Raw genomic sequence first — 25,888 nt, 5'->3', positions numbered from 1 at the left:
GTGACTTTTTCCAGACGGAGTTTTCTCGGAGTGGCGGGAGCGACAGCGGCTACCGCCCTTGCGACCACCGGCACGGTCCGCGCCGCGACCGCCGCCACCCCGACCCTGCCCGCACCCGACGCCTCCGGCATCGAGCACATCATCGTGGTGATGATGGAGAATCGTTCCTTCGACCATTTCCTCGGCTGGCTGCCCGGCGCCGACGGCCAGCAGTCCGGGCTGAATTTCAGGGACCGCTACGGCATCCCGCATTCGACGTACCACCTGACCGATTTCCAGGGCTGCGGCCACCCGGACCCGGACCACTCCTATGAGGGCGGCCGGATCCAGTTCAACAACGGCAAGAACGACGGCTGGCTCCGGGCCGGCGAGAACGACGAATTCGCGGTGGGCTACTACGACGCCCCGGACCTGGACTTCTGGCGCCAGGCCGGACCCGACTGGACCGTCTGCGACCGCTACTTCGCCGCGACGATGGCCGAGACCTACCCCAACCGCTTCTACCAGCACGCCGCCGCCACGGACCGGATCCACAACTCCACCGTGACATCCACGCTCCCCACCATCTGGGACCGGCTGGCCGCCGCGGGCGTGGCCGGGAAGTACTACTACGGCGACATCCCCTTCACCGCGCTGTGGGGCACCAAGTACCAGCCCATCTCCCACCCCTACGCGGACTTCCTCACGGACTGCTCGGCAGGGACCCTTCCGGCCGTGTCCTTCGTGGACCCGCGCTTCACCGACGAGGGGTCCGGGACCTCGGGGGACGACCACCCGCACGCCGACATCCGCTCCGGCGAGACATTCCTGGCCGAGGTCTACAACGCGGTCACCTCCGGCCCCGGCTGGGCCAACACGCTGTTGGTGGTCAACTACGACGAGTGGGGCGGCTTCTACGACCACGTCGCCCCGGCCACGGCCCCGGACACCGCGGACACGACTGCCCTTCGCGGCTTCCGGGTCCCCTCCCTGGTGGTCTCCCCGCGCGCCCGCCGCCGCTACGTCGCCCACGACGTCTACGACCACACCTCGGTCCTCAAGGCTATCGAGTGGCGCTGGAATCTGCCGCCCCTGACACCCCGCGACCAGGCCGCCCGGAACATCGCCGAGGTCCTGGACTTCGGCACCCCCGCCAACCTCGCCGCCCCGAGCTACCTCGTCCCGCCCTTCGTGGCCGGCCCCGCCTGCACCCCGGTGGGACCGCCACCGGAAGAGGAATGGTCCGGACTGAAACAGAAAGCCCTCGCCGACGGATGGAAACTGACATGAACACCACCACCAGCACCCAGGCCGCCCCGCGCCGCGGCCGCCGGATCCTGAAGCGGTTCGCCGCCGCCTCCGCGCTCGTCCTCGCTGCCGCGGGCATCGGCTACGGCTCGGCGTCAGCCACCGCGGGCGCCCCCGCTGCCGCACCGCTGCAGGCCGGCACGGCCGTCCCCGCCGCGACCCAGACCGGCGGCTACCTTCCCGGGGCCAAGCACGTCTTTGTCATCAACCTCGAAAACAAGGGCTACGACGAGACCTGGGGCCCGGCGTCGGCCGCCCCGTACCTCTCCCAGACGCTCCGCAGCCAGGGCGTGCTGCTGAACCAGTACTTCGGCACCGCCCACAACTCCCAGCCCAACTACGTCGCGCAGATCTCCGGCCAGGGGCCCAACGCCCAGATGCAGTCCGACTGCCAGACCTACTCGCCGTTCGTGGGCACCGGCACCGCCAGCCCGGGCCAGGCCGTCGGCGAAGGCTGCGTCTTCCCTGCCAGCGTCCCCACCGTCGCCGGGCAGCTCAAGGATGCCGGGAAGACCTGGAAGGGCTACATGGAGGACATGGGCACCCCCTGCCGGCACCCCGCCCCCGGCGCCGTCGACGACACCCAGAAGGCCCGGGTCGGCGACCAGTACGCGGCCCGCCACAACCCGTTCGTCTACTTTGCCGGGATCACCGGTTCGCCCGACTGCGCCGCGAACGACGTCGACCTCTCAAACCTGAGCACCGACCTCGCCTCCACCGCCTCGACGCCGAACCTGTCGATGATCACCCCCAACCTCTGCCACGACGGCCATGACTCCCCCTGCGTGGACGGCCAGCCCGGCGGCCTGGCCAGCGCCGACGCCTGGCTCAAGCAGTGGGTCCCGGTCATCACCGGCTCGCCGGCGTTCAAGCAGGACGGCGTCCTGGTCATCACCTTCGACGAATCCGACGGCCCCCAGTCCGACGCCAGCGCCTGCTGCGGCGAGGGCCCGGGACCGAACGCGGCCCTGCCCGGCATCACGGGCATGGGCGGCGGCCGGGTGGGCGCCCTGGTGCTCTCCCCGTTCAGCAAGGGCGGCACCTGGTCCACCACCCCGTACAACCACTACAGCCTGCTGGCCAGCATCGAGGACACCTTCGGGCTGCCCTACCTCGGCTACGCCGGGACCCCGGGCCTGAACCGGTTCGGACTCGACGTCTATAACGCCGGCGTCTAAGGCTGGCGCCTAAGGCCGGGAACTGAAACCCGGGGCCTGAAACCCGCGGTGGCCGGTCAGTGGATGAGGCCGGCCACCAGGTTGATGGTGGTGGCGAGCACAATCGTGCCCAGCAGGTAGGACAGGAGCGCCTGACGCAGGACCGTGGTGCGGATGGCGTCGGACTTGAGGTCCGTGTCCGAGACCTGGAAGGTCATGCCGACGGTGAAGGCCAGGTACGCGAAGTCCAGGTAGCGGGGCAGCTTGTCCTCATTGAAGTCGACGCCGGTCTTGTCCCGGTAGTAGATGGAGGCGTACCGGAGCGTGTACAGGGTGTGCACCAGGAACCAGGACAGCGCCACGCTGCCCACGGCCATGGCGATGATGGCCGCCTTGGTGCCGCCCTGGGCGTTGGAGGCATCGAGCAGGATCAGGGCGACGCCGCCGAAGCTCGCCACGGTGGCCACCAGCACCAGACCGTCGGCCAGGCCACGGCTGGGGTCCTCGCGGCGGGCGTGCGCCGCCGTAGCCTGCGGCTGCAGGCCACCGATCACCGACCACACCAAGATCAGGTAGGTCAGGGACGCCGCCGCCCAGCCCAGCGCGGGCGCGTACGCCCAGGACATCAGGGAGCCGACGGCGACGGCGGTAACCGCGCCGACCAGGACCATCACGAGCACCCGGAGCCGGGAGTGGTGGGCGCGGCTGTTGAAATTGTGGCCGCCGTGGCCGTTCGCTACCTCTGCGTTCATGCGCCGATCGTCCCAGTTTAGCCGCCGACGGCGGCGCACGGCGGGGCGTGTCGGCGCCGTTTCCTTCCAACGCCCCGGCCCGGCGGGTAGCGTGGGCGGGGCAGGCCGCGGCCCCGCCGAGGCCTCCCCCTGCCGAAGGAGTGTCATGCCCAGGTCCCACCGATCCCCCCAGCACGAGCCGGACACCGATGTGGAGCTCAACCCGCTCTTCAGCAGGCCCGGAGAGGCCAGCACGTTTCCCAAGTTCCGGCTTCCCGACGGCGAGTCCCTCCCCGCCACGGCGTACCAGGTGGTCCATGACGAGGCGATGCTGGACGGCAATGCCCGGCTGAACCTGGCCACCTTCGTGGGCACCTGGATGGAGACCGAGGCCGCGAAGCTCTACGCCGAGACGTTCGACAAGAACATGATCGACAAGGACGAGTACCCGCAGACCGCCCTGATCGAAACCCGCTGCTGGCGGATGCTCGCCGACCTCTGGAACGCCCCGGACCCGGAGTCCGCCGTCGGGACCTCCACCATCGGCTCCTCCGAGGCCTGCATGCTGGGCGGCCTGGCCCTCAAGCGCCGCTGGCAGAACGCCCGCCGCGCCGCGGGCAAACCCACCGACAAGCCCAACCTGGTCCTCAGCTCCGCCGTCCAGGTCTGCTGGGAGAAGTTCTGCAACTACTGGGAGGTCGAGGCCCGCTACGTCCCCGTCTCCGCCGAACACCCGGTCCTGGACGGGTCAGACCTGGAGCAGTACGTCGATGAGAACACCATCGGCGTCGTGGCCATCATGGGCGTCACCTACACCGGCCGCTACGAGGACATCGCCGGGATCTCGGCCGCGCTGGACGCCATCGAGGACAAGCACGGCCACGACGTCCCCATCCACGTCGACGGCGCCTCCGGGGCCATGATCGCCCCGTTCCTGCAGCCGGACACGGTGTGGGACTTCCGGCTCCCCCGTGTCGCCTCGATCAACACCTCCGGCCACAAGTACGGCCTGGTCTACCCCGGCCTCGGCTGGGTGATCTGGCGGGACAAGGACGCCCTGCCCGAGGAACTGGTGTTCCACGTCAGCTACCTCGGCGGGGACATGCCCACGTTCGCGCTGAACTTCTCCCGCCCCGGCGCCCAGGTGCTCCTGCAGTACTACCTGTTCCTCCGCCTCGGCTTCGAGGGCTACGCCTCCGTCCAGTCCGCCTGCCGCGACGTGGCCACCTACCTCTCCGCGGCGATCGGCGCGATGAAGGCTTTCACCCTCTGGAGCGACGGCTCGGACATCCCGGTCTTCGCATGGCAGCTGGCCGACGGTCACACCCGGAACTGGAACCTCCACCACCTGTCGGAGCGGCTGCGGATGAGCGGCTGGATTGTTCCCGCATACCCGCTCCCGGACGGCCTCGGCGACATCACGGTGCAGCGGGTGGTGGTGCGGAACGGCTTCACGAAGGACCTTGCGGCGAGTTTCCTGGCCGACCTGAAGAAGGAGGTCGAGTATCTGGACTCCCTTGATGCCCCGATGCCGTCCCAGGGGCAGAGCCCGGCCTTCCACCACTGAGGATTCTTAAGCGATTCTTAACCGGTGCCGGGGACACTGGAAGAGGCGCGCCACCGCGTGCCAGCGCCCCCGAAACGGAGGATTCCATGACAGGACCCGCCCCACTCGATCGATCAGCCGAGCGCCACGGTTCTTCCGGCACGCTTTCGGCCGGCACCGGCCCTGCCGCGGGCCGGTTCTGGCCGCTGCCCCGGCAGCGCCACTGGCTGCTGCTGGCGGTACTGCTCTCCGCCGTCGTGATCGCCCTCGGCGTCACGGTGAAGCTGCTGCCCGGCGACACCGCGGCCGAGCTGGGCATCGACCAGAACCTCAGCCAGCACCACATTGCCGTGCTGACCGCCGTCGCCATGGCCATCAACCTGGTCTTCGGCCCGGTGGTGGGACTCGCCGTCGTCGCCGTCATCGCGCTGGTGATCTGGCTGGTCCGGGGCGACCTGGTCAAGGCGGTGGCCTTCGGGCTGGTGGCCTGCTCCGGCTGGGTGGCCAGTGAGGCGTTCAAGCTCCTGATCGCCCGGCAGCGCCCGGACCAGGGCCTGCTGGTGGACCCGCTCTCCCCCGAGACCGGCTCCAACAGCTTCCCCAGCGGGCACGTGTCCTTTGCCGTGGCGCTGGCGTTCGCGCTGTTCTTCCTGGTCCGCGGCACCCGCTGGGCCCGCCCCGTCGCGATACTCGGCGCCGTGGTGGCCGTGATCGTGGCCTGGTCCCGCCTCTACGTCGGCGTGCACTACCCCACCGACGTCACCGCCTCGTTCCTGGCCGCCAGCGCCGCCGTCCTGGTGGTCACCGGCCTCTGGAACCGGTTCGGCCCGGCCCTGGCGGATCGGATCCCCGCCGCCCTCCGCTCTCCCCGACGCTAAAGGACCCCGCCCGTGCACAGCATCGTCCACGCCACCACCCTGGCCCCCGGCCTCGTTGCCGGCGCCCCCTCCCTGCTGGACCCCGCGACCATGCTCTCCGGGTTGGGACCGGCAGCCCTCGGCGTCATCGCCGCCATGGTGTTCATCGAATCCGGGGTGCTGTTTCCGTTCCTGCCGGGCGATTCCCTGCTGTTCACCGCGGGGCTCCTGCACCGGGACCTGGAGCTGGGCCTGCCGGTGCTGATCGGGGTGGTCACGGCCGCCGCTATCGCCGGCGACCAGGTGGGCTACTTCCTCGGCCGGACCTTCGGCCGCCGCTGGTTCAAGGATGACGCGCGGATCCTCAAGACCGCCCGCCTCACCGCCACCGAGGACTTCTTCCGGCGGCACGGGGGCGCCGCCGTCGTCCTGGCCCGCTTCGTCCCGATGGTCCGCACCTTCGCGCCGCTGACCGCCGGGATCGGCCGCTACGGCTACCGCTCCTTCACCCTTTGGAACATCGTCGGGGCCCTCGCCTGGGCCACCTCGGTGACGCTGCTGGGCACCTGGCTGGGCCACTACGCGATCATCGCGAACAACATCGACATCATCGCCATCGCCATGGTCCTGGTCTCCGTGCTGCCCTGGCTGGTCCAGTTGCTCCGGCGGCGCCGCAGCGGCTCCCGTGGTTCGTCGGGCACAGACGCGTCCGGCACGCCCGCGGACGACGGCGCGGACAGGGACGGCGCGGACGACGGCGGCTCCCGGGATCGCGTGTCCGAGGACGGGGTGCGCACCGCGGCGGTGGAAGACTAGCTCCATGCCGATGCCCGCCCTGCTGCTGGTCGAGGACGATCCCGTCCTCGGCCCGCTGATCGCCGAACTCCTGGAACCCGACTACCGGGTGGTCCTTGCCGCCAGCGGACAGGAGGGCCTGCACCGTGGGCTGACCGGGGCCTGGGACGTGCTGGTGATCGACCGCGGCCTCCCGGGCCTGGACGGCATCGGCCTGATTGGTGCGCTGCGCGCCAAGGGCATCGCGACGCCGATCCTGATCCTGACGGCGCTCGGCGACCCTGACGAGAAGGTCCGGGGCCTGGACGCCGGTGCCAACGACTACGTCACCAAACCCTTCGACGCCCGCGAACTCGCCGCCCGGCTCCGGGCCCTTACCCGCACGTTCGCCCCGCCGCCTGCCACGGTCCCCATCGGCGGCTGGGAGCTGGATCCCGGGGCGCGCCTGGTCCGCTCCCTCTACGGCCAGACCGTCACCCTAACGGCAAAGGAGGCCGAACTGCTGGCCGCCCTCGCCACAGAACCGGGCCGCGTGTTCACCCGGGACGAGCTGTTGTCCCGGTACTTCTCCCCAACGGACCAACCGGGTGTGATCGACACCTATGTCCACCACCTCCGCCGTAAGATCTCCAAGTCAGTGGTCCGCACCGTCCACGGGCTCGGCTACCAGATCGGCGAGCCCGAATGAGCAGGTTGATGACCATGTTTCCGCGGGCGGGTGTCCATGAGTAAGGCAACAGTGGCCAGGCCGAGCCCGGACGAGACCACGCTGCGCCGTGCGGCGCTGAAGGTGGCCGTGCGGATCAGCGCCGTCAGCGCCGTGCTGGTGCTGGCGCTCCTGGCGGTGGCCACCGCGTATTTGGTGCACAAGCTGTCCCAGCCCACCCAGCTGCCGGCCACGGGTGCCGGAACAACGTACGCCTATGTGGACTCGCGCGACATCCTCGAGGCCATGATCATCGCGGGCGTGGCAGGAATCGCTCTGGCCGGACTGGTCGGGTGGCTGAGCGCACGCAGCGCCATCCGTCCCCTCGGCGAGGCCCTGGCGCTGCAGCGCCGCTTCGTCCAGGACGCCAGCCACGAACTGCGGACCCCGCTGGCGATCCTGGACACCCGCATCCAGCTGGCCCAGCGGGACGCCGAGGGAGATCCGACGGCGCTGCGCAATCTGGCCAGGATCCGCGCGGATACGGCCACGCTGACCGGGATCGTGAACGAGCTATTGCTGGCTGCGACGGCGGCGGCCCCGGACCCTTCCGCTCCCCCGGTGGAGCTGGCCGGCGTCGCCGAGTCCGTCGCGGAGAGCCTGCGGCAGTTGGCCGACGGAAAGGGCATCGTGCTCGGCTTCGAGTCCGACGGCCGCCCCCGGGCGCGGATCGAGGCCAATGCCCTGCGGCGGGCGGTGCTGGCCCTGGCGGACAACGCGCTGGCGCACACCCCGTCCGGCGGCCGGGTCCTGATCAGGGCCGCGGAGGAGGACGGGTCCGCCGTCATCACCGTCTCCGACACCGGGCCGGGCATCACCGGGGTGGATCAGGACCGGATCTTTGACCGGTTCGTCCACGCCGCCCGGCCCCCGGGGTCCGACGGCGGACGCGGCTTCGGGATCGGGCTGTCGCTGGTTCGCGAGATCGCCATGGCCGCCGGTGGCACGGTTTCGGTGGCCGGAACCGGTCCGGAGGGCACGGTGCTGCGGATCGAGCTGCCGGCCGCGACCGACTAAACGGCCCACGGCAGGGTTGAAGCGGGTTGACCGGCCTGGTTGACTTGGGTGCCCCGGCCTACAGCGCGGCGCTGGTCTCCACGCGGTTCGCCGGGCTGGTCCCCGCCCGGTTCGCCGCCTGGTTCCCAGCACAGTCACAGGCCGGAGCGTCGGCGGGTTCCACGTTGGTCCGGGCCAGGAGGGCCTCCACCACTTCGGCCACCAGGTCTTCCTTGTCGCGGCGCCTGGCGTCCTCCATCTGCGCCACCTCTACCCGGGCAGCCTGCCACGCGGACCAGTGCCCGGATACCAGTGCCCAGAGGGAGAGGGCCGAAACGTAAACCACCGAGTCCAGCCAGCCCATCATCAGCGAGATCGGGATCATCAGGATCCAGATGATCGCCAGCCAGCCGTTCACGCGCCGCATGAAGACAGGGTCGCCCTGGACCATCGCCCAGAGACTCTTGATCGGGCCCACGCATCCTCCTTGGTGATAACACGGCGGAGCGGACCGCCTCCGGGACCTTATCCACGCAGGCTGGGAGATTGCTGGCAATTTCCCAGCCTGGAAAGCGGAGCTCAGCGGGACCGCAAAGGCCCGGCGGGACTACTCTCAGTCCATGCTGAGATATCCCGGCGCTGCGGGACCCGGGGAGGACCGGGCCGCGTGAGCTTCCTGACCCTGGCGCTGATCGCCGTCGTCGCACTGGCCGGGCCGTTGCTGGCCTTGCCGGTCCGCTGGCATTTGCCGGTGGTGCTCGGGGAACTGCTGGCCGGCATCCTGATCGGAAGGACCGGGCTGGCCCTGGTGGACCCCGGTGACCCCACCTTCAGCCTGCTCGCCAACATCGGGTTCGCCCTGATGATGTTCGTCGCTGGTACCCACGTCCCGGTCCGGGACCCGGTGATCCGGCCGGCCCTGGGGCGCGGGGCGGGCCGGGCGGTGCTGGCCGCCGCGGCAGCCGCGGCCGCAGGCACAGGCCTGGGCCTGCTCTTCGGCACGGGTCACGCCCCGCTCTACGTGGTGCTGCTGGCCTCCTCCTCCGCCGCCCTGGTGCTGCCGATCGTTGACTCGCTGCGGCTGGGCGGCCCGCACGTGGTGGCGATGATGGCGCAGGTGGCCATCGCCGACATCGCCTGCATTGTCGCCCTGCCGCTGGCCCTGGACCCGCCCAACGCGGCCCGCGGCGCCCTCGGGGCCCTCGCCGTGGCCGCGGCCGCCGTCGTGCTCTTCTTCGGCCTGCGCACCCTGGAGCGCCGGGGCACCCGGCAGCGCGTGCACCAGCTCTCCGAACAGCGGAAGTTTGCCCTGGAACTGCGGATCCAGCTGGCGCTGCTCTTCGCCCTGGCGGGCATCGCGAACCTGGGCCGGGTGTCGGTGATGCTGGCGGGCTTCTCCTTCGGCCTGGTGGTCGCGGCCGTCGGGGAACCGCGGCGGCTGGCCCGCCAGCTGTTCGCCGTCAGCGACGGGTTCCTTGGGCCGGTGTTCTTCGTCTGGCTGGGTGCCACCCTGAACCTGCGCGACCTGGCCGGCCGGCCGCAGATGGTGGCGCTGGGCCTGGCGTTGGGGCTGGGGACCGTCGCGCTGCACGCCGGACTCAGGGCGGTGGGCCTGCCGCTGCCGCTGGGAGTCATGTCCGCGGCGCAGCTGGGCATCCCGGTGGCGGCGGCCAGCATCGGCACCCAGCTGAATGTCCTGCTTCCGGGCGAGGACGCGGCCCTGCTGCTGGGGGCGCTGGTCACGATCGTGGCGAGCGCGGTGGCCGGGTCCCGGGCCGCGGGGACGTTCGGGCCGCCGCCCGGGGCCGACACCCGGTAGGCGTGCGACGCCGTCAGTCGCGGAGGGCGATGACCTGGGCGGCGTCGGGGGTATCGGCGATGACCAGCACCCGCGGCGCGCTGATCCCGGCGAGCGCCCCGGCGAGCGTCTGCGGGGAGGCATCGTCTGCGAGCGGGGCGGCATCAGCAGCGGCGGTATCAGGCCTCGCGACGCCGGACGGGAAGGCGTTGGTCGGGACGGCATTGGACGGGAGGACGCTTGCCCGGTGCCACACGGTGACCGGCGCACCGGTCTGTTCCTCGAGGATACGACGGAGCGGTTCAGGGTCGGCGGCGGTGACCAGGATGATCCTTCCGATGCGGGGACGGGCCGCGGGTGCGGTGAACTCCTTGAGGGTCTTGTCCTGCCGCCAGACGGAGAAGTGGTGACCGGAGGCCAGCCCCGCCGCCACCAGCCAGCCCAGCGGGGCGCGGATCCGGTCCACCACACTGCCGCCGGTGACGTCCGCGAGCGCCAACTCGAAGAGCCGGTAGCCAATGACCAGCAGGGCCACCAGCGCCACCGCCGCACTGAGCCCGAAGACGGTCACCAGGTAGACGCGCCGGCCGGGCGTCACGCCCTGCGTTCCGTGCTGCTCCCGGGGCCGCCAGGTCCGCCACCAGACCAGGCCGCCCACGGCGAGCGAACTGATCCCGCCCAGCAGCAGGGTCAGGGCACTCCCTCCGCCGGGACCCTCGCCCCGTGGCGTCTCCGCCAACGGGGACACCGCCAGGGAGAGCGCGGCGTTGAGCACCACGCCGATCCCCGATGCGGCGGCCGCCAGCGCCACCCCCGACGTGATCAGGGTGCCCGCCTGCCTGACCCGGAGCGAACGGCCGCGCGCCGCCGCCCGGTGATACCGCCAGACCAGGGCGCCGACGGCGGTGGCGGCGAGCGCCGCGCCGAGGGGAGACAGCAGGCCGGTCAGCGCCTCGGTCCGGTCGAACGCGAGCCGCAGCAGCACGAACAGCACCGTCCCGGCACCCCCGAGCGCCAGCAGCCCGGCGGCGAGGACGCCCGCCAGCAGCAGGGCCACGTCGGCGAAGCCGCGCCTGAGCTTGCGGGCTCCGCCGCGGAACCAGTGCCACCACCACACCAGCGCTCCCCCGGCGGCCCACACCGTGTTCCCCAGGACGGCCCGCCACCACGGGTCCGCGGCGCCGGTCAGTTCCATCGAGCCGCGCAGGGCGACGTCGAACAGCCCGGAGAGGGCCGCCACCCCCGCGCCCGCCCCGATCGCCAGCCCCGCCGTCGTTCCGATGACCCCCGGTACCTGCGCGAGCGCCAGCGGCCCTTTGGCCGGGTGCCGCCACATCCATCGGTGCCACACCCACACCAGGAACCAGACGATCCCCACAGCGAGGGGCGGGCGCCACTGCGGCTGGGGCTCCGTGACCAGCGACGACGCCGCGGCCAGGAGGGAGGTGGTGGAGATCAGCAGCGACAGCGTATAGAGGGCGCTCACATAGAGACCCCACGACGCCGCCGCACGTTCGTCATCTGCGCCCAGGCGGCCCCACACCAGCCACCAGAGCAACGCAGCCAGCGGCCCGCCAACGAGTGCGAACGCCAGGGACAGCGCCAGCCCGGCGACCCCCTCGCCGGCCAGGACCTGCCCGGCGGTCAGTGCGCGTTCAAGCAGGCCGCCGGCCCCGTTGGCGGCGATCACCACCAGGGCCGCCAGCAGCACGTACACCACCAGCCGGCGTACCTTGGCCTGGGCGGTACCTCCGGCGGGAACCCGGACCGGCGTGGTGGTCATATGACCGGTGTCCCGCCGGTGCAGGCCTGCAGGCTGTAGGGGAGGTCGTCGATGGACCAGCCCGTGCCGGAGCGAACCAGCACGAACACCCCGTTCTCCGTGTACTCGGACGGACCGAAGGGACCCTCCCCGGCGGGGTGAACGATGGAGACCCGCACGGTGGCGGTGGGCCCCCGTTCGGTGGAGCCCACCAGAACCACCCGGGCGGCCTGGACCGTCCCGAAGTAGCCCGTGCAACGGTTCTTGGCGGTCTCGGTCAGGTAGCCCTGCGCCGCCGCCAGGTCACCCTCCACCACGGCCTTGCTGTACTGCTGGACCACGCCGGCGGGAGTGCCCGGGTCCAGCGGTCGCGGCTGTCCGCGCAGCAGCACGGCCACCAGGGCCGCGACGATCAGCAGCACGATGGCCGCGGCGATGCCCACGAGGACCCGGTCCGGCTTCGGCTGGCTCATGCCGACAGTATGAAACGACCACCCGCACCGGTCATGGTGTCTTTGGACCCTTTCAGCCCGGCCGGTCCGCCGCGAGTCTGGGACGACACGCCCTCTGCAGATGGTGGGACCGATGGGGACCTTTACCGCCGCCAGGTTAGCCCCGTTCCTGGCGCTCGCCGCCGTCGCCGTAGCGCTCGTTCTGGGACCCGCGGTGACCGGAGCGGCCGCGGCGGCCGTCACGGGCACCACCACCGCCGCCGGCACCACCGGAGAAGTCCGCACAGACGTGGTCCCCACCGAGATAGTCCGCACCGGCACCACGCCCACCGACGTCGTCGTCGTGGACCGGGCGGGCGTCCTGGACCTCGCCACGCTCCTGCCGGCGGTCCGGGGAATTGAGTTCTACCAGCCCACCAAGGTCGCCGTGTACACCTACAACGGCACGGCCTCGGACAACCTGAACGAGGAGGTGTTGCGCTACGCCCGGGCGGAACACCCGGACTGGATCAGCCCAGACGGGCAGAAGTGGGCTGACGGGCTGTTCATCTTCGCGCTCGACCCGGTGGGCCGCCACGTCGGCACCTACATGGGCGAGGACCGGAAGGTCTCCCCGGGGGCGCGGACGGACATCCAGGACGCCTCCAAGGACCTGCTCCGCGACGCGCAGTGGACGGACGGGACCATCGCCGGCATCCGCCGCGGCGCGGAACTGATCAACCAGCCCTGGTACCGCAGCGCCGCGTTCCTCGTCACGGCGTGGATCGGCGTGGGACTCGCCGCCGCCGGGGCCGCCGCTTGGCTCCTGGTCCGCTGGCGCACCCGGGTGGGGTGCCGCCGGGAGACAGCGAAGGGCGACGCCGCCTACGCCCGGGTGAGCTTGGACCTGCCGGTCACCGAACTCAACGCCGGCACCATCCCCGCCTCCTCCCGCTACGGCGGCACTGTCCTGGAGAAGCACCGCAGTTTCCTCAGCCGGTACGACGCCGCGACGGCGCTCTCCAACCGGGTCCACGCCCTCACCCGCAGGCAGCAGGGGAAGCGCTCCGCTCTGGCGCTGGCGCGGCAGTTCGCGGACGCCGCCGCGGAACTGGATGCCCTGGATGACGTCATCTCGGACGCGAACGCCCTGCTGAACCGGAGCCCGCTCTGGCCCACCGCCTGGGACCGTCAACTCGCGCCCTTCAGGCAGGATCTGGCCGGCATCGAGGACCTCCTCCGCAAGAGCCACAGCGCGGGTGAGTCGGCCACCGCCGCCGCACTACGGTCCTTCCGCGACCGCAGCCAGGGCGACATGGAGGGCTGGACCGCGGACCTCGCGGACGGCGCCCTCGGCCCGGAGGACGCGCTGGACCGGCTCCGGGACGCCCGCACGGAACTGACCGGACTGTTGAACCGGCACGCGGAGACCGTGATCGAGGGCTTCGCCCGCACCGAACGGGAGGCGCGGCTGATGCGCCGGGAGATGGAGCAGGCCCGGTCGGGCACCGGCGGCAGGAAACGGCCCGGCTACGAGCCCAGCATCCTCGGCACCGTCTACCCGTCCGCCTATTTCTTCTCGGTTCCCGCATTCTCGTCCGGCTTCACCACCGGGGTGACAAGTCTCAATTCGGCCCGGGGCGGGACCACGGGATACGGAGTCGGCGGGGGCAGCTTTTCCGGTTCCGGCAGCTCGTCCGGCTTCTAGGAAACCCGTATCGACAACCCCTGGGCAAGCGAGGATCGTTGGCCTTGTCCGTAGTTTCCGTTCCAGACCGAAAGAGGCAGAGCGATGCCTGCTGTCGCTGTTTCCAAGTTGCAGGTGAAGTCCCACAACACACCGGACGAAAAGCGCCGCCCGGACAAGACCGAGGTGGATATCGTCACCCTCGACGACTACACGATCGGCCGTTTCACGTTCCAGCCAGGCTGGCGCTGGTCCGACTGCATCAAGCCCGTGGTCCACACCGAGATGTGCCAGCTCAGCCACGTCGGCTTTTGTGTCTCCGGCCAGCTGACCGTCGAGACCACCGACGGCAACCGGGTGGAGATCGCCGGCGGCCACTCCTACACCATCCCGCCGGGGCACGATGCGTGGGTCGAGGGCGGGGACGCGTTCGTGGGGATCGAATTCGTCAGTGCCGCGGGCTTCGGGAAGCCCGGCGGATAGGACGGATCCTTGCGGAAGATCATCCTGTCCTTCCAGGTCTCCCTCGACGGCTTCATGGAGGGCCCGCACGCGGACATCAGCTGGCACCGGGTGGATGCCGAACTGCATGAGCACTTCAACGACCAGCTGCGCACCATGGGCGCGTTCCTGGACGGCCGGGTCACCTACGAGCTGATGGCCGGGTACTGGCCGACGGCGGACCAGGACCCGGACTGCCCTCCCGCCATCGCGGACTTCGCCGCCATCTGGCGGGAGATGCCCAAGTACGTCTACTCCCGCACGCTGCCGGAGGAGGCCGGCTGGTACACCACGGTGGTGCGCGAGGTCGACGCCGGGCAGGTGCGGGCGCTCAAGGCCGCCCCCGGCGGCGACCTGGCCCTCGGCGGGGCGGAGTTGGCCGATTCCTTCCGCCGGCTCGGGCTGATCGACGAGTACTGGATCTACGTCCACCCGGTACTGGTGGGCCGCGGAACGCCGCTGTTCAAGGCCGCGGACTCCCCACCGGCCTGACGCTGCTGGAGAGCCGGGCGTTCGACAACGGCGTCGTCCTCCTGCGGTACGCGGCAGACAACGACACGGCAGACAGCGTAACCGCAGACAACGAAACCTCTAACAACGAAACCGGCGTCCGGCAGCCGTGAGGGGCTGCCGGGCGCCGGCCCGGTACTGCTGAACGCGCGGGTTACGCCCCGGCGCGGACGAAGGTCACGCTGCCGGTGGCGGTCAGCCAGGACAGCGGGTGCACGATCGTCTGGTTGGAGCCGTTCATGCCGCCGCTGATCGCCTGGCCGTTGCCGGCGTAGATGGCGACGTGGCCGGACTGGACGATCATGTCGCCCGGCTGCGGGTCGGAGACGACCTTGCCGTAATTGAGGAACTGCTGCGGGCCGAGGTCGCCCACGGGGATACCTGCGGCGCCGAGCGCCTTCTCCACCATCGCGGTGCAGTCCTGCGTGATGCCGATCTGGCTGTACGCGGCGGAAAGCATGGCGGCGTTGACGCCACCGGCGGGGGCGGCGGCCGGAGCCGGCGCCGGGGCTGCGGCCTGGACGGCCACCTTCGCCACCGGGGCGGCCGGGGCCTTGGCCACGGGGGCCTTGGCCACCGCGGGCGCGGCGGCAGGGGCCGGAGCCGGGGCCTCGACGACGGGCGCCGGGGTGGTGGCGACGGCCGGGCGGTCGAAGCTGATCTGCACTGCAGAGTCGGCGGTCACCGGGGCGGAAACCTTGCCGGCGACGTCGGCGTGCGAGACGGGTGCGGATTCCCGTTCGGCGGGGACGTTGCCGGCGGCGTTGGCCGCCATGCCGCTGGTCAGGACCAGGCCGGAGGCGGCGAGGACGACGGCAGCCTGCCGGCCCACGGTGCCGGTCGCCGCGGCGAAGGCGGCACCCCGACCGGTGGTTGCGGTGGTGCCGGGGCGCGCGTCAGTAGAGCGTGAAATCATGATGTACCTCTCCCAAAGCCTGCGAGGTGAGCTGTCGGATTCGGATGGGAGACACCCGGCCGCGGGTCCGTCTGGGCGGACACTGCGCGGCTTCACCCCAAGACCCGCCCGTGGGCAGGTCGCGATTGGTTTCCCCGTCTCTGCCAGCTGGTTGCGAGGATGCCCTGGACCGCGGCAGAGTTAGGCAATCGGTCCGGGGGCGCCCGTCTCGGAAACCAACGGGCACCTCTCCACAGTAACGGCCATCCTCCCGAATGTCACATTAAGGTAACGGCGGAGGCGTCCCGGCGGGGTTACGATGATCCCACCATGTCCCGAGCGGAGGGTCCGATGAATCCCCATTGTGTCGCGATCTGCCAGCTGAGCGATCAGCCGCAGGAAGACTTCGACGTGAACACCGAACTGCTGGTTCTCGAGGGGAAGGAGATCCACGTCGCCACCTGGGATGCCGAGCCGCGCGACGGCGGTTTCGACCTGCACGTGCTGAACGACAGGGTGGACGCGCTGGGCTTCATGGTGGTGACGGACTGGGAGTTCCTGGACGGCAAGGCCTACGCCGTCGTGGAGCGCCGGCCCGCCTGAGCACCCTCCGCTTCGCGCGGCCACCATCCCTAGGCTTCGCCGCCCGCTTCCCGTTCGACGCGCTCGACGGCGGCCCTCACGATCTCCGCCGCCCCGCCGTCGGGGCGGCTATCCGCAGTGCCGTTGGCCAGGGCCGCACGGCGCCGGAACCGCGCCCAGTCCCCGGCGCCCTTGCGGAGTTCCCGCAGCGGAGCCAGCAGGGCAGCGCGGCGCAGCCAGGGGTCGGGGTCGCGGAGCCACCGGTCCAGGACGGCCTCGGAGCGGGTCCGGGCCTGCCCGCCCAGCCCGGCAATGAGCGGCCCCACCACGTCCACCGCCAGCGGGTCCGCGAGGTCTGGCAGGTGTGCGCCGCGGAGGAAGCCCTCGATTCGGGTCAGGTCCGAATTGTCCAGGTGCCGCAGGGCCGACTGCAGGAGCACGACAGCGGCCAGGCGGCGCTCGAACACGGGCACGGCCCACAGTTCCGAACTGAGCGCGGTGAGACCGTCCCGGTCCAGTTCCCGGTACCGGCGGAGCGCGTCCCGGACGGTGCCCCGGACGGCGCCAACGGAGGCGCCGTAGACCGAGAGCCCGGGCCCGAAGCGGTCCTGCTCGGCCTCGGCGCGCTGCCAGGAACTCTCGCGCTGCAGTGTCGCGTCTATGAAGTCACCGGCCTCGCTCACCGTCCCATTCTTCCGCACCGGCTGTGAGCCCGCGTCCGGCTAGTGGTCGGGGCTGCGGTACTCCACCAGGACGGTGTCACGCCACTGCCCGGCGAGCGGCCCGCAGGACATCAGGCCGATCCGGCGCCGGGTGCCCACCACGGTGAATCCCAGGCGTTCGTGCAGGGCCAGGGAAGCGGTGTTCTCCGGGAAGATGGTCGACTGGATGGTCCAGATACCGGCCTCTTCGCAGCGGCCGATGAGCGCTGCGAGGAGCCGCGCTCCGTGGCCGCGGCCCCGCGCGGGGCGGCGAGGTAGAGCGAGTGTTCCACCACGCCGCGGTAGACGGGGCGGGAGGTCACCGGCGAGACGGCGGCCCAGCCGAGCACGGCGCCGTCGTCTTCCAGCACCAGGCGGACGTCCGGGAGGCGTCCGGCGTCGAAGCTCTCCCAGGACGGCGGCTCCGCCTCGAAGGTCGCATGGCCGGTGGCGATGCCCTCGGCCCAGATATCCCGGACGGCGGGCCAGTCGGCGGGTGTCAGATCCCTGATCCGGAGGCCCGCCCCGGCGCTCATCCGGCGTCCGCTTCGCCGCTGCGCCCGTGCAGCAATCCCGTGGGAAAACCGAGGAGGACCGGCTCCGGTGCGGTGCAGCAGCCGCCGCCTGCTCCGGCTGGCGCCGGCGTCCCGGCTGCGGCGGGCGTATCGCAGCTGCTGCCGGTGTCCGTGGAGCAAACTCCGGTCTCCGGCAGCTCCAGGTGGACGGTGTCCGCTGCCTCCCGGTCGCCGGCCAACGCCGCGGCCACGGAACGCACCTGCTCGTAGCCGGTGGCGAGCAGGAAGGTGGGGGCGCGGCCATAGGACTTCATGCCCACGATGTAGAAGTCTTCCTCCGGATGCGCCAGCATCCGCGCCCCGTGCGGTTCCACGGTGCCGCAGGAGTGGAACTCCGGGTCGATCAGCGGCGCGAGCTGCCGCGGCGCCTCCACGCCCGGGTCAAGGTCCAGCCGGAGCTCGCGCAGGATCTCCAGGTCGGGCCGGAACCCGGTGGCGGGGACGACGACGTCGGCTGTCAACGTGCGTCCATCGGTGGCGGTGAGTGTGACCATGGTGCCGTCGGCGGAGACGGCGGCGGTCCCGAACCGGGTGTGCAACTGCACGGTTCCGTCCTTGACGAGCCCACGGAGCCGGCTGCCGAGCAGGCCCCGGGCGGCGAGTCCGTCGGCGTCGCCGCCGCCATAGACCTTGGCCGCGGAGGCGCCGCGGACGGCCCAGAGGATCCGGGTGCCGGGCTCTTGGGCGGCCAGGTCGGCAAGATTGATCAGGGTGTTGGCGGCGGAGTGCCCGGCCCCGACCACGACGGCGGTGCGGCCGGCGAAGATTTCACGGTCGCGGCCCAGCACGTCCGGCAGCGGCGCGGAGATCCGGGCAGAGGCGGCCCCCTCGCCGCGGGCCGGCAGGCCGGAGGTACCCAGCGGATTGCGGGTACTCCATGTGCCGGAGGCATCGATAACGGCGGCGGCCCGCACCTCGCGGGTTCCGCCCCCGGCCTCCTCGATCCGGAGCAGGAACGGCGTTCCGGCGCGGTTCCGGCTGTGCGTCTTGTCCAGGCCCTCCCGGGTGACGGCGGTAACGCGGGAGCCGGTGTGCAGGCGGCCGGCGATCTCAGACAGCGCGGCCAGCGGTTCCAGGTACCGCTCAATGAGGTCCCCGCCGGTGGGCAAGCCTGAGGGCTTCGGCGCCTCCCAGCCGGAGGCGGCGAGCAGCCGGGCTGCCGCGGCGTCGATGTTGTACTGCCACGGCGAGAACAGCCGTATGTGGCGCCACTGCCGGATGGCGTCCGCCGGGGCTTCGCCGGCCTCGAAAATCACGGGTTCGAGGCCGCGCTCGAGCAGGTGCGCCGCCGCGGCGAGTCCTACGGGACCGGCGCCAATGATGGCAACGGGAAGGGATCCGGTGGCGGCCATGGTCAGGCCTCCTTCAGGGACGCAATGAGTGCCTCGATGCGGGCCTTGATCTCGTCGCGGATAGGCCGGACCGACTCCACGCCCTTGCCGGCCGGGTCGGCGAGTTCCCAGTCCTCGTAGCGCTTGCCGGGGAAGATCGGGCAGGTGTCGCCGCAGCCCATGGTGATGACGACGTCGGATTCCTTGACGGCCTCGGTGGTGAGGATCTTGGGGATCTCGGCCGACATGTCGATGCCGACCTCGGCCATGGCCTCGACGGCGGCGGGGTTGACCTTGTCCGCCGGCGCGGACCCGGCGGACCGGACCTCGATGGCGCTGTTGGAGAGGGTGGTGAGGAAGGCGGCGGCCATCTGCGAGCGGCCGGCGTTGTGGACGCAGACAAAGAGGACGGAGGGTTTCTTGGCGGTTTCGGTGCTCATGGGATCTCCTGAAGATTCTTGAGGTCAGACGGAAGGCGTAGCGGGGGCGAAGAAGCGCTTGCGGGCCCAGAGGGCGGCGTAGACAAGTGCCACCAGGGCGGGAACTTCGATCAGGGGCCCGACGACGCCGGCCAGCGCCTGCCCGGACGTGACGCCGAAGGTCCCGATCGCCACGGCGATGGCGAGTTCGAAGTTGTTGCCCGCGGCCGTGAACGCCAGGGTGGTGGTTTTCGCGTAGCCCAGGCCGAGACCCTTGCCGATGGCCATCCCGGCGCCGAAGACCACCAGGAAGTAGACCAGCAGCGGCACGGCAATCCGGAGCACGTCCAGGGGCCGGGAGGTAATGGTGCCGCCCTGGAGGGCGAACAGCAGGGTGATGGTGAAGAGGAGGCCGTACAGCGCCCAGGGGCCGAGCTTGGGCAGGAACGTTCCCTCGTACCAGTCACGGCCGCGGGCGCGTTCGCCGATGGTGCGGGTGAGGAACCCGGCCAGCAGCGGGATGCCGAGGAACACCAGCACGGAACCGGTGATGGCCCAGAAGGAGAAGCCGGCGCTGGTGGGGGGTAGCCCCAGCCAGGACGGCAGGAGCTGAAGGTAGAACCAGCCCAGCGCACCGAAGGCGATGACCTGGAAGACGGAGTTGATGGCCACCAGAACGGCCGCGGCCTCCCGGTCGCCGCAGGCGAGGTCGTTCCAGATCATCACCATGGCAATGCACCGCGCCAGGCCCACGATGATCAGGCCGGTACGGTATTCGGGCAGGTCCGGGATGAAGATCCAGGCCAGGGCGAACATGAACGCCGGCGCCAGGATCCAGTTGAGTACCAGGGACGTGACCATGAGCTTCCGGTCGCCGATGACGCGGTGCGCCTGGTCGTAACGGACCTTCGCCAGCACCGGGTACATCATCACGAGCAGGCCGACGGCGATCGGCAGCGAGACTTCGCCGATCTTCACGGCGTCGAGCGCGGTGTTCAGGCCCGGGATGACACTGCCCAGCAGCAGGCCCAGGGCCATCGCGGAGACGATCCACACGGGTAGGAACCTGTCCAGGGTGGAAAGCCTGCCGACGACGGCGGACTCACCTTCACGGGTGGGCGACGGGTCAGTCTGGGTGCTCACGGGGCTCCTGGTGAGTGAAGGGATGCGCGATAGAGATCGAAACTTGTCGATATGAAGTATCGGCGGCTATATCGACGAATGTCAATCTATGGGCATAATGAGGGCATGACCTCGCTGGACATTCTTGATCAGGCCTCCGCCGGGAGCTGCTGCACGCCCTCCGCCACCCCGGCCCTGGGACCGGACGAGGCCCGGCGCAGCGCGTCGGTCTTCAAGGCGCTCGCCGACCCGAACCGGCTGCGGCTGCTCTCGATCGTGAAGGGCTCCGGGGAGGGCGAAGCCTGCGTCTGCGACCTGACCGAACCGCTGGGCCTGAGTCAGCCCACCGTTTCCCACCATCTGAAGATCCTGGTCGACGCAGGCCTCCTGCACCGTGAGAAGCGGGGCACCTGGGCCTATTATTCTCTTGTCCCGGGGGCGATCGCCGGAACCGCCGGACTCGTCGAATCCCTCTAGGGATCCACCGCCGGGCAGCCGGGCTCCGCAAGCGCCGACCGGTCTTGTGAAAAATACCCCTAGGGGTATTATTGGAGGGCGGGTATCCGTCCGGAGCCCCGGCACCACAACTTTTGAGGAGAACACCATGTGCAGTCCCGTTCGATGCAACACCTGCGGAAAGATCACCTGGGCTGGCTGCGGCGAGCACGTCGACTCCGTGATGGCCAACGTTCCCGCTGAACAGCGCTGCACCTGCAAGTGACCACCCGGCCGGTACGGGAGCACCCTCCGCGGCAGGCGTCGCAGCGGAAGGTGCTCTCCGTGCTGGTGGGCGGCCAGGTCCTCGGCGGCATCGGCATGGGCGCCACCCTGTCCCTGGGATCGCTGCTCGCAGCCCAGCTGTCCGGGTCCCCGGCCTGGGCCGGCACCGCGGCGACCATGAGCACCCTCGGCGCCGCCCTGGCCGCCATCCCGCTCTCGCGCCTGGCGCTGGCGCGCGGCCGAAGGGTATCCCTCTCCACCGGCGCCCTGATTGCCTGCCTCGGCGCCGCCACGGCCATTAGCTCCGCGGCGCTCGGCATCTTCCCGCTGCTCTTGCTGGGCCTGATGCTGCTGGGCTCGGGCTCGGCGGTCAACCTCCAGGCCCGGTTCGCGGCCACCGACCTCGCCACCACGGGCACCCGCGCCCGCGACCTGTCCGTCGTCGTCTGGTCCACCACCGTCGGAGCCGTCCTCGGCCCCAACCTCTTCGGCCCCGGTGAGGCCGTGGGTGCCGCCCTCGGCCTGCCGCCCATGACCGGCGCCTTCGCCTTCTCCGTCGCCGGCCAGCTGGCAGCCGCGGCCGTCTACCTCACCGGGCTTCGGCCCGACCCGCTTCTGCAGTCCCTCAGTGCCGGCGCCCGCACCGAGGCTCCGGAGCCGCCGCAGACCGGCCGGCAGATCCTCCGGCGGAACACCCGGGCCCGCTACGCCGTCGCCGTCGTCGCCCTCAGCCACGCCACCATGGTGGCGCTGATGTCCATGACGCCCATCCACCTCCGCGAGCACGGCGCCAGCCTGACCATTGTGGGCTTCACCATCAGCCTGCACATCGCCGGCATGTATGCACTCTCCCCCGTCTTCGGCTGGCTCGCGGACCGCGCCGGCCGCGTGCCCGTGGTCCTGGCGGGCCAGGCGACGCTGCTGGCCTCGCTTCTGATCGCCGGCCTCTACTCCGATTCGCAGGCCGGCGTCACGGTCAGCCTGATCCTGCTGGGCCTGGGCTGGTCCGCCTCCGTGGTGGCCGGCTCCGCGATGGTGGCCGAATCCGTGGCCGGCCAGGACCGGCCCGCCTTGCAGGGCATTTCGGACCTGAGCATGAACGCCGCCGGCGCCCTGGGCGGTGCGCTGGCCGGGCCCGTGCTGACCGCGGCGGGCTACTCCGGCCTGGGCTTCCTGGCCATGGTGCTGGTGGCGATCGTGCTGGCCTGGACCGGCCTGAGGGCCCGCGCAGACCGCACCGCTACCCCGGCGGTGCGGTAGCGTCGTTCCCAGGCCAGCCGCAACCCGCGGCCGCACGCAAGGGAGCTCAGATGCCAGACGCCACCACCCCTCCGCAGCGCTCCGCCCCCGCCGGCGGCGCCCGGCCCGTCCGCTGGGGCATCCTCGGGACCGGCCTCATCGCCGGCCTGCAGACCTCGGACCTGGTCGAACACGGCTTCAGCGTCCAGGCGGTCGGCTCCCGCGCCGCGGACACCGCCCGCGGGTTTGCGGACCGCTTCGGCCTGGCCACGGCGCACTCCAGCTACGAGGCGCTGGCCACCGATCCCGAGGTCGACGTCGTCTACGTTTCCTCGCCGCACCCGTTCCACTATGAGCACGCGATGCTCGCCCTGGACGCCGGCAACCACGTCCTGGTGGAGAAGCCGTTCGCCATGAACGCCCGGCAAGCCCGGCATGTCACCGAGGCGGCGGCGTCCAAGGGTCTGGTGGCGCTGGAGGCGATGTGGACCCGCTACCTGCCGCACATGGTCCGGATCCGGGACCTGATCGGCTCCGGCGCGCTCGGGGAGGTCCGGACCCTGCTGGCGGACCACACCCAGAACCTGCCCAAGGACCCGGCCCACCGGCTCAACGACCCTGCCCTCGGCGGCGGGGCCCTGCTGGACCTGGGGATCTACCCGGTGTCCTTTGCCTTCGACGTGCTGGGCGCGCCGGAGCGGATCCAGGCCTCGGCCAGCATGACCGCCACCGGAGTGGACCGCCAGACCGCCATGATCTTCGACTATGCGCGGGGGCAGCAGGCCGTCCTGCACTGCGCCCTGGACACCGCGGGCCCCAACCGCGCCGCGGTCCTGGGCACCGGCGGCCGGATCGAAATCGACCCGGTCTGGTACACGCCCACGGGCTTTAGCCGCTTCGACGACGCCGGCACGCTGGTGGAGCGCTTCGAGGAACCGGTCACGGGGCGGGGCATGCAGTACCAGGCGTGGGAGATGGAGCGCCTGATCGCTGCCGGCGCTACCGGAAACGAGATCCTCCCGCCGGTGGAAACCGTGGGCATCATGGCGGCCCTGGACTCGGTGCGGGAGCGGATCGGCCTCCGTTACGCCGCCGACGGCGACTAGGACCGGGTCACCCCCGGTTTGGCACCACTTTGGGGCCGGCTGCCGGAACCGCCGGGTCCATCGGTCAGCCCTTGAGTGACAGCTTCCCCGGGCCAGGCTGTCCGCGGAGTGGGCCGGATCGCCGTCGTAGGGTTCGTCGGAGACATCCAGCACCGGGTAGGCCTTCAGGTCCAGCCCGCCGGGCACAACGAAGGCCTGGCTTCCCTCTCCGAGGACGCCCAGGCTGACCATCCTGGACAGGTCCGCGGAGCCCAGCCACACCTCGCGGTAGCCGGTGAGCTGCTGCTCCGGGAGGGTGACCACCACCTGCCGGGTCCCGTCGGGCAGTTGCTCCACCAGGGCGTTGCCGCGGGCGGAGTGCCCGCCCAGCGGGGTCAGGACGGCCTCACCGATCACGGCCGCTGTGGGGCCGGTGCCCGGGGCCGGACTGGTGCTGGGAGCGGGACCGGCCGACGGGGTGGACTGGCCGAGCACACTCCAGGCCGTCCACGCACCGGCGGCACCGAGCAGGATCCCGGCCGCCGCGCCGAGCAGCCATGGGGAACGGCGGGGCAGCCGGCCAGAGGACCCGGTCCGCGGCGGATCCTCCGGTGGCGGACCCGCTGGCCGCAGATCCCCTGAGTGCCGCAACGGTGCCGGGTCGTAGTCCGGCCGGTCGTCGGTCATCGGGTCGGCGGCGAGCGGGTCGGCCGCCAGCGGGTCGGGGGCGAGCGCCGGCGCCAGGCCCAGCGTCCCGTGGATCGCGGTCCAGTTGTGTCCGCCCGGTGCCACCAGCTCCGCCCCCGCGGGATCGACCCTCGCCGCGGCGACGGTCCGCCGGAACCCCTCCAGGAGGCCCCGGCATTCCCCGCAGCCGGCCAGGTGACTGGTTTCAGCAGCGGTAGTGTCGCGCTCGCCGAGAGCCAGCAGGGCGAGAAGATCCTCGTCACAATGCGCCATGTTCCGCCTCCAGCCGGGAACGCAGGCGGGCCAGGCTGCGGCGGATGTGGCTCTTGACCGTGCCGAGCGGGAGATTCAGCCGGGACGAGATCTGGTCGTGGGTCAGGTCCTCGTAGAAAGCCAGGCGCATGATCCGGGCCTGCGGGTCTCCCAGGCGGTCCAGCTCATCCTCCAGGGTGAGCCGGTCCGCGAGCGCCTCGGCCGTGGGCTTGCCGGCGGCATCGGCCGGTACCGGCACCAGGTGCAGGGCGGCCTGTTCGAGGTCGCGGCGGTGGGCCCGGGCCGAGAGAGCGTCGTAGATCTTGTTCCGCGTAATCCCTACCAGCCAGGCAGGCAACCGGGCAGTCTCGGGGCGGTAGCTTGTTCTCGACTTCCACGCGCGGATGAAAACCTCCTGGGTGACGTCGTCTGCGGCGCCGTGCTCGCACAGTGCCCGGAGCGCGAGCGTGTGGATCAGGGGTGCGAGCAGGCGGTAGGCCTCGGCCAGGGCCCACTCCTCCCCCTGCGCGAAGGCATGGTCGATGCTGGCGTCCCATTCGCGTACGACAGCCTCCACCGTGTGCCTTTCGAGCGACAGTGAGACCGTGGAACGTCATTATTCCCACTCGGCGGAGGCGCTGCAATGGTCTAAGGTCCGGGCGGACCGCAGCATGCGGCCGCCCGGACCCGGACGGGGCCGCGCCTAGTCGTGCTTCTGGGACTTCACCACCTGGACCGCCAGGGCAAGGTTCTTGTCCGCCAGGCTTCCCCAGGCATAGACGATGGTGTTCTCACCGGCGGTGACCGTGACGGGCGCCGGTCCAATCAGCGCCTCGGTGCTGCCGGCGGCTGCCACGGACGCCTCCACCGTTCCGGCGTCGAGGGTGAGCTTCTTCTGATCGGGGTTCTCAAGGCCCTCGATCACGGCGGCTCCCCCGGCGAGGACGTCGACGGCCGGCGCCGCGGCCACGTGCCGGACCGTCAGCTTGCCCCTGCCCTCCGGAGCGGGTTTCGTATCGTTGCGGAACAGCGTGGCCGTGGGCTCGCCGTCGGCGTTCAGGTGGGCGACGGCGGTGTAGTCGCGGCCGGCCTTGAGGTCGACCTTGACCGGACCGATCACGGGATTGTCCGCGCTGGTGGCATCCGCTCCCGTGATCGCGATCTTGTGGTCGCCCGCGCTGACATCCAGCGGGCCCGCCAGTGTGCCGGGGGTGAAATTATCCAGCGTGAGCTTGCCGTCCACCCAAACGTCCACGGTCAGGCCCGGGACGCCGTGAAGGACCGAGAGCTTAGCCGTGCCGGGATCCGGGCAGTAGCCGCCCGCCTGGGCAGGTGCGGCGAAGGCAAGGCTCCCCAGCAGAGCCACGGCACCGACTGCTGCGGAGAGTGATTTCTTGTACATGTGGAGCTCCTCATTGAGGCCCGGGGTCGGGCGGGTGATGCGCTGACACCCTTACTACCGGCCGAGGGAGCCGCCCGGATGCACCCGCACCCGGACTTTTTTCCGCACGTGGGG

At 71.1% G+C, this 25,888-nt stretch carries 26 protein-coding genes, 1 pseudogene and 1 riboswitch; of the genes and pseudogenes, 15 read left to right on the top strand and 12 right to left on the bottom strand.

Annotated elements, in window-relative coordinates:
• Positions 1–1,269, top strand: a complete 1,269-nt coding sequence (locus ACRQ5B_RS13405; protein WP_432394638.1) for an alkaline phosphatase family protein — start codon at positions 1–3, stop codon at positions 1,267–1,269.
• Entirely contained in the window at positions 1,266–2,465 is a 1,200-nt protein-coding gene (locus ACRQ5B_RS13400) for an alkaline phosphatase family protein (RefSeq protein WP_432394636.1), read from the top strand. Before ACRQ5B_RS13405 ends, ACRQ5B_RS13400 begins: the two co-directional genes overlap by 4 nt.
• A 56-nt stretch (positions 2,466–2,521) precedes the next feature.
• Here the strand turns inward: ACRQ5B_RS13400 and ACRQ5B_RS13395 are convergent, their stop codons facing one another.
• On the bottom strand, positions 2,522–3,196 hold the full coding sequence (locus tag ACRQ5B_RS13395; RefSeq protein ID WP_432394633.1) for a DUF1345 domain-containing protein: 675 nt from the start codon (positions 3,194–3,196) through the stop codon (positions 2,522–2,524).
• A 145-nt stretch (positions 3,197–3,341) separates the two neighbouring features.
• Here ACRQ5B_RS13395 and ACRQ5B_RS13390 point away from each other — a divergent pair, with 145 nt between their 5' ends.
• From ACRQ5B_RS13390 to ACRQ5B_RS13370, 5 genes are all read left to right on the top strand, one after another.
• The gene (locus ACRQ5B_RS13390; RefSeq protein ID WP_432394630.1) at positions 3,342–4,742 is read left to right on the top strand and encodes a glutamate decarboxylase; all 1,401 of its coding nucleotides are present in this window, start codon (positions 3,342–3,344) and stop codon (positions 4,740–4,742) included.
• Positions 4,743–4,828: 86 nt separating this feature from the next.
• Positions 4,829–5,599 (top strand): phosphatase PAP2 family protein, encoded by a 771-nt coding sequence (locus ACRQ5B_RS13385; protein WP_432394627.1) that lies wholly within the window; start codon positions 4,829–4,831, stop codon positions 5,597–5,599.
• Positions 5,600–5,689: 90 nt separating this feature from the next.
• On the top strand, positions 5,690–6,394 hold the full coding sequence (locus tag ACRQ5B_RS13380) for a DedA family protein (protein ID WP_432398766.1): 705 nt from the start codon (positions 5,690–5,692) through the stop codon (positions 6,392–6,394).
• A 4-nt stretch (positions 6,395–6,398) separates the two neighbouring features.
• Positions 6,399–7,061: a response regulator transcription factor gene (locus tag ACRQ5B_RS13375; protein ID WP_432394624.1), complete on the top strand. Its 663-nt coding sequence runs from the start codon at positions 6,399–6,401 to the stop codon at positions 7,059–7,061.
• Positions 7,062–7,097: 36 nt separating this feature from the next.
• Positions 7,098–8,096, top strand: coding sequence for a sensor histidine kinase (locus ACRQ5B_RS13370; RefSeq protein WP_432394621.1), 999 nt, complete (start codon positions 7,098–7,100; stop codon positions 8,094–8,096).
• Positions 8,097–8,154: 58 nt separating this feature from the next.
• Here ACRQ5B_RS13370 and ACRQ5B_RS13365 read toward each other — a convergent pair whose 3' ends face one another.
• Entirely contained in the window at positions 8,155–8,553 is a 399-nt protein-coding gene (locus ACRQ5B_RS13365) for a hypothetical protein (protein ID WP_412883093.1), read from the bottom strand.
• 189 nt (positions 8,554–8,742) lie between these two features.
• On the opposite strand from ACRQ5B_RS13365, the gene ACRQ5B_RS13360 reads away from it, so the two are divergent.
• The gene (locus tag ACRQ5B_RS13360) at positions 8,743–9,894 is read left to right on the top strand and encodes a cation:proton antiporter (protein ID WP_432394618.1); all 1,152 of its coding nucleotides are present in this window, start codon (positions 8,743–8,745) and stop codon (positions 9,892–9,894) included.
• A gap of 13 nt (positions 9,895–9,907) precedes the next feature.
• Here the strand turns inward: ACRQ5B_RS13360 and ACRQ5B_RS13355 are convergent, their stop codons facing one another.
• Both ACRQ5B_RS13355 and ACRQ5B_RS13350 read right to left on the bottom strand, forming a co-directional pair.
• Positions 9,908–11,656 (bottom strand): DUF5671 domain-containing protein, encoded by a 1,749-nt coding sequence (locus tag ACRQ5B_RS13355; protein WP_432394615.1) that lies wholly within the window; start codon positions 11,654–11,656, stop codon positions 9,908–9,910.
• On the bottom strand, positions 11,653–12,108 hold the full coding sequence (locus tag ACRQ5B_RS13350; RefSeq protein WP_432394612.1) for a hypothetical protein: 456 nt from the start codon (positions 12,106–12,108) through the stop codon (positions 11,653–11,655). The genes ACRQ5B_RS13355 and ACRQ5B_RS13350 overlap by 4 nt, the downstream gene beginning before the upstream one ends.
• Positions 12,109–12,220: 112 nt before the next feature.
• Between ACRQ5B_RS13350 and ACRQ5B_RS13345 the strand changes: the two genes are divergently transcribed.
• The 3 genes from ACRQ5B_RS13345 (at position 12,221) to ACRQ5B_RS13335 (ending at position 14,746) form a co-directional block, all read left to right on the top strand.
• Positions 12,221–13,774, top strand: coding sequence for a DUF5129 domain-containing protein (locus ACRQ5B_RS13345; protein WP_432394609.1), 1,554 nt, complete (start codon positions 12,221–12,223; stop codon positions 13,772–13,774).
• A gap of 84 nt (positions 13,775–13,858) precedes the next feature.
• Entirely contained in the window at positions 13,859–14,236 is a 378-nt protein-coding gene (locus ACRQ5B_RS13340; protein ID WP_432394606.1) for a cupin domain-containing protein, read from the top strand.
• A 9-nt stretch (positions 14,237–14,245) separates the two neighbouring features.
• Positions 14,246–14,746, top strand: a complete 501-nt coding sequence (locus ACRQ5B_RS13335) for a dihydrofolate reductase family protein (RefSeq protein ID WP_432394603.1) — start codon at positions 14,246–14,248, stop codon at positions 14,744–14,746.
• 172 nt (positions 14,747–14,918) lie between these two features.
• Here ACRQ5B_RS13335 and ACRQ5B_RS13330 read toward each other — a convergent pair whose 3' ends face one another.
• Positions 14,919–15,680, bottom strand: a complete 762-nt coding sequence (locus tag ACRQ5B_RS13330; protein ID WP_432394601.1) for an NlpC/P60 family protein — start codon at positions 15,678–15,680, stop codon at positions 14,919–14,921.
• A gap of 2 nt (positions 15,681–15,682) precedes the next feature.
• Positions 15,683–15,877, bottom strand: a riboswitch (cyclic di-AMP (ydaO/yuaA leader).
• Between the two features lie 133 nt (positions 15,878–16,010).
• On the opposite strand from ACRQ5B_RS13330, the gene ACRQ5B_RS13325 reads away from it, so the two are divergent.
• A complete protein-coding gene (locus tag ACRQ5B_RS13325; protein WP_290257678.1) occupies positions 16,011–16,262 on the top strand; it encodes a hypothetical protein in 252 nt (83 codons plus the stop codon).
• Between the two features lie 29 nt (positions 16,263–16,291).
• On the opposite strand, the gene ACRQ5B_RS13320 is transcribed toward ACRQ5B_RS13325, so the two are convergent.
• The 5 genes and pseudogenes from ACRQ5B_RS13320 to arsB all read right to left on the bottom strand — a co-directional run bounded on the left by ACRQ5B_RS13320 (position 16,292) and on the right by arsB (position 20,410).
• A complete protein-coding gene (locus ACRQ5B_RS13320; protein ID WP_432394598.1) occupies positions 16,292–16,924 on the bottom strand; it encodes a DNA alkylation repair protein in 633 nt (210 codons plus the stop codon).
• A gap of 39 nt (positions 16,925–16,963) precedes the next feature.
• Positions 16,964–17,478, bottom strand: a pseudogene (locus tag ACRQ5B_RS13315) (GNAT family N-acetyltransferase).
• Positions 17,475–18,869: an FAD-dependent oxidoreductase gene (locus ACRQ5B_RS13310; protein ID WP_432394596.1), complete on the bottom strand. Its 1,395-nt coding sequence runs from the start codon at positions 18,867–18,869 to the stop codon at positions 17,475–17,477. The pseudogene ACRQ5B_RS13315 and the gene ACRQ5B_RS13310 overlap by 4 nt, the downstream one beginning before the upstream one ends.
• Before the next feature lie 2 nt (positions 18,870–18,871).
• Entirely contained in the window at positions 18,872–19,288 is a 417-nt protein-coding gene (locus ACRQ5B_RS13305; protein ID WP_432394593.1) for an arsenate reductase ArsC, read from the bottom strand.
• A 24-nt stretch (positions 19,289–19,312) separates the two neighbouring features.
• Positions 19,313–20,410: an ACR3 family arsenite efflux transporter gene (gene arsB / locus ACRQ5B_RS13300; protein ID WP_432394590.1), complete on the bottom strand. Its 1,098-nt coding sequence runs from the start codon at positions 20,408–20,410 to the stop codon at positions 19,313–19,315.
• 105 nt (positions 20,411–20,515) lie between these two features.
• On the opposite strand from arsB, the gene ACRQ5B_RS13295 reads away from it, so the two are divergent.
• From ACRQ5B_RS13295 to ACRQ5B_RS13285, 3 genes are all read left to right on the top strand, one after another.
• A complete protein-coding gene (locus ACRQ5B_RS13295; protein ID WP_432394587.1) occupies positions 20,516–20,866 on the top strand; it encodes an ArsR/SmtB family transcription factor in 351 nt (116 codons plus the stop codon).
• A gap of 240 nt (positions 20,867–21,106) precedes the next feature.
• On the top strand, positions 21,107–22,369 hold the full coding sequence (locus ACRQ5B_RS13290) for an MFS transporter (protein WP_432394584.1): 1,263 nt from the start codon (positions 21,107–21,109) through the stop codon (positions 22,367–22,369).
• Between the two features lie 50 nt (positions 22,370–22,419).
• Entirely contained in the window at positions 22,420–23,454 is a 1,035-nt protein-coding gene (locus ACRQ5B_RS13285; RefSeq protein ID WP_432394582.1) for a Gfo/Idh/MocA family protein, read from the top strand.
• A gap of 925 nt (positions 23,455–24,379) precedes the next feature.
• Here ACRQ5B_RS13285 and ACRQ5B_RS13280 read toward each other — a convergent pair.
• Entirely contained in the window at positions 24,380–24,949 is a 570-nt protein-coding gene (locus tag ACRQ5B_RS13280) for an RNA polymerase sigma factor (RefSeq protein ID WP_432394580.1), read from the bottom strand.
• 126 nt (positions 24,950–25,075) lie between these two features.
• Positions 25,076–25,774 carry a DUF4397 domain-containing protein gene (locus ACRQ5B_RS13275; protein ID WP_432394577.1) on the bottom strand — a complete coding sequence of 233 codons (699 nt, stop codon included), beginning with the start codon at positions 25,772–25,774 and terminating at the stop codon, positions 25,076–25,078.
• Positions 25,775–25,888 lie beyond the last annotated feature (114 nt).

This window comes from Pseudarthrobacter sp. L19, from assembly GCF_050859435.1.
Classification (GTDB): Bacteria; Actinomycetota; Actinomycetes; order Actinomycetales; family Micrococcaceae; genus Arthrobacter.
Note: the sequence above shows the minus strand (reverse complement) of the source record. Positions and strands in the feature narration are given on the sequence as shown.

Bases quoted from the DNA above. Each gene is read 5' to 3' on its own strand.
- ACRQ5B_RS13375 (WP_432394624.1), top strand. From the start codon at position 6,399: ATGCCGATGCCCGCCCTGCTGCTGGTCGAGGACGATCCCGTCCTCGGC.
- ACRQ5B_RS13345 (WP_432394609.1), top strand. From the start codon at position 12,221: ATGGGGACCTTTACCGCCGCCAGGTTAGCCCCGTTCCTGGCGCTCGCC.
- ACRQ5B_RS13305 (WP_432394593.1), bottom strand. From the start codon at position 19,288: ATGAGCACCGAAACCGCCAAGAAACCCTCCGTCCTCTTTGTCTGCGTC.
- ACRQ5B_RS13395 (WP_432394633.1), bottom strand. From the start codon at position 3,196: ATGAACGCAGAGGTAGCGAACGGCCACGGCGGCCACAATTTCAACAGC.
- ACRQ5B_RS13390 (WP_432394630.1), top strand. From the start codon at position 3,342: ATGCCCAGGTCCCACCGATCCCCCCAGCACGAGCCGGACACCGATGTG.
- ACRQ5B_RS13355 (WP_432394615.1), bottom strand. From the start codon at position 11,656: ATGACCACCACGCCGGTCCGGGTTCCCGCCGGAGGTACCGCCCAGGCC.
- ACRQ5B_RS13295 (WP_432394587.1), top strand. From the start codon at position 20,516: ATGACCTCGCTGGACATTCTTGATCAGGCCTCCGCCGGGAGCTGCTGC.
- ACRQ5B_RS13350 (WP_432394612.1), bottom strand. From the start codon at position 12,108: ATGAGCCAGCCGAAGCCGGACCGGGTCCTCGTGGGCATCGCCGCGGCC.
- ACRQ5B_RS13385 (WP_432394627.1), top strand. From the start codon at position 4,829: ATGACAGGACCCGCCCCACTCGATCGATCAGCCGAGCGCCACGGTTCT.
- ACRQ5B_RS13285 (WP_432394582.1), top strand. From the start codon at position 22,420: ATGCCAGACGCCACCACCCCTCCGCAGCGCTCCGCCCCCGCCGGCGGC.
- ACRQ5B_RS13325 (WP_290257678.1), top strand. From the start codon at position 16,011: ATGAATCCCCATTGTGTCGCGATCTGCCAGCTGAGCGATCAGCCGCAG.
- ACRQ5B_RS13275 (WP_432394577.1), bottom strand. From the start codon at position 25,774: ATGTACAAGAAATCACTCTCCGCAGCAGTCGGTGCCGTGGCTCTGCTG.
- ACRQ5B_RS13340 (WP_432394606.1), top strand. From the start codon at position 13,859: ATGCCTGCTGTCGCTGTTTCCAAGTTGCAGGTGAAGTCCCACAACACA.
- ACRQ5B_RS13370 (WP_432394621.1), top strand. From the start codon at position 7,098: ATGAGTAAGGCAACAGTGGCCAGGCCGAGCCCGGACGAGACCACGCTG.
- ACRQ5B_RS13310 (WP_432394596.1), bottom strand. From the start codon at position 18,869: ATGGCCGCCACCGGATCCCTTCCCGTTGCCATCATTGGCGCCGGTCCC.
- ACRQ5B_RS13400 (WP_432394636.1), top strand. From the start codon at position 1,266: ATGAACACCACCACCAGCACCCAGGCCGCCCCGCGCCGCGGCCGCCGG.
- ACRQ5B_RS13330 (WP_432394601.1), bottom strand. From the start codon at position 15,680: ATGATTTCACGCTCTACTGACGCGCGCCCCGGCACCACCGCAACCACC.
- ACRQ5B_RS13380 (WP_432398766.1), top strand. From the start codon at position 5,690: ATGCTCTCCGGGTTGGGACCGGCAGCCCTCGGCGTCATCGCCGCCATG.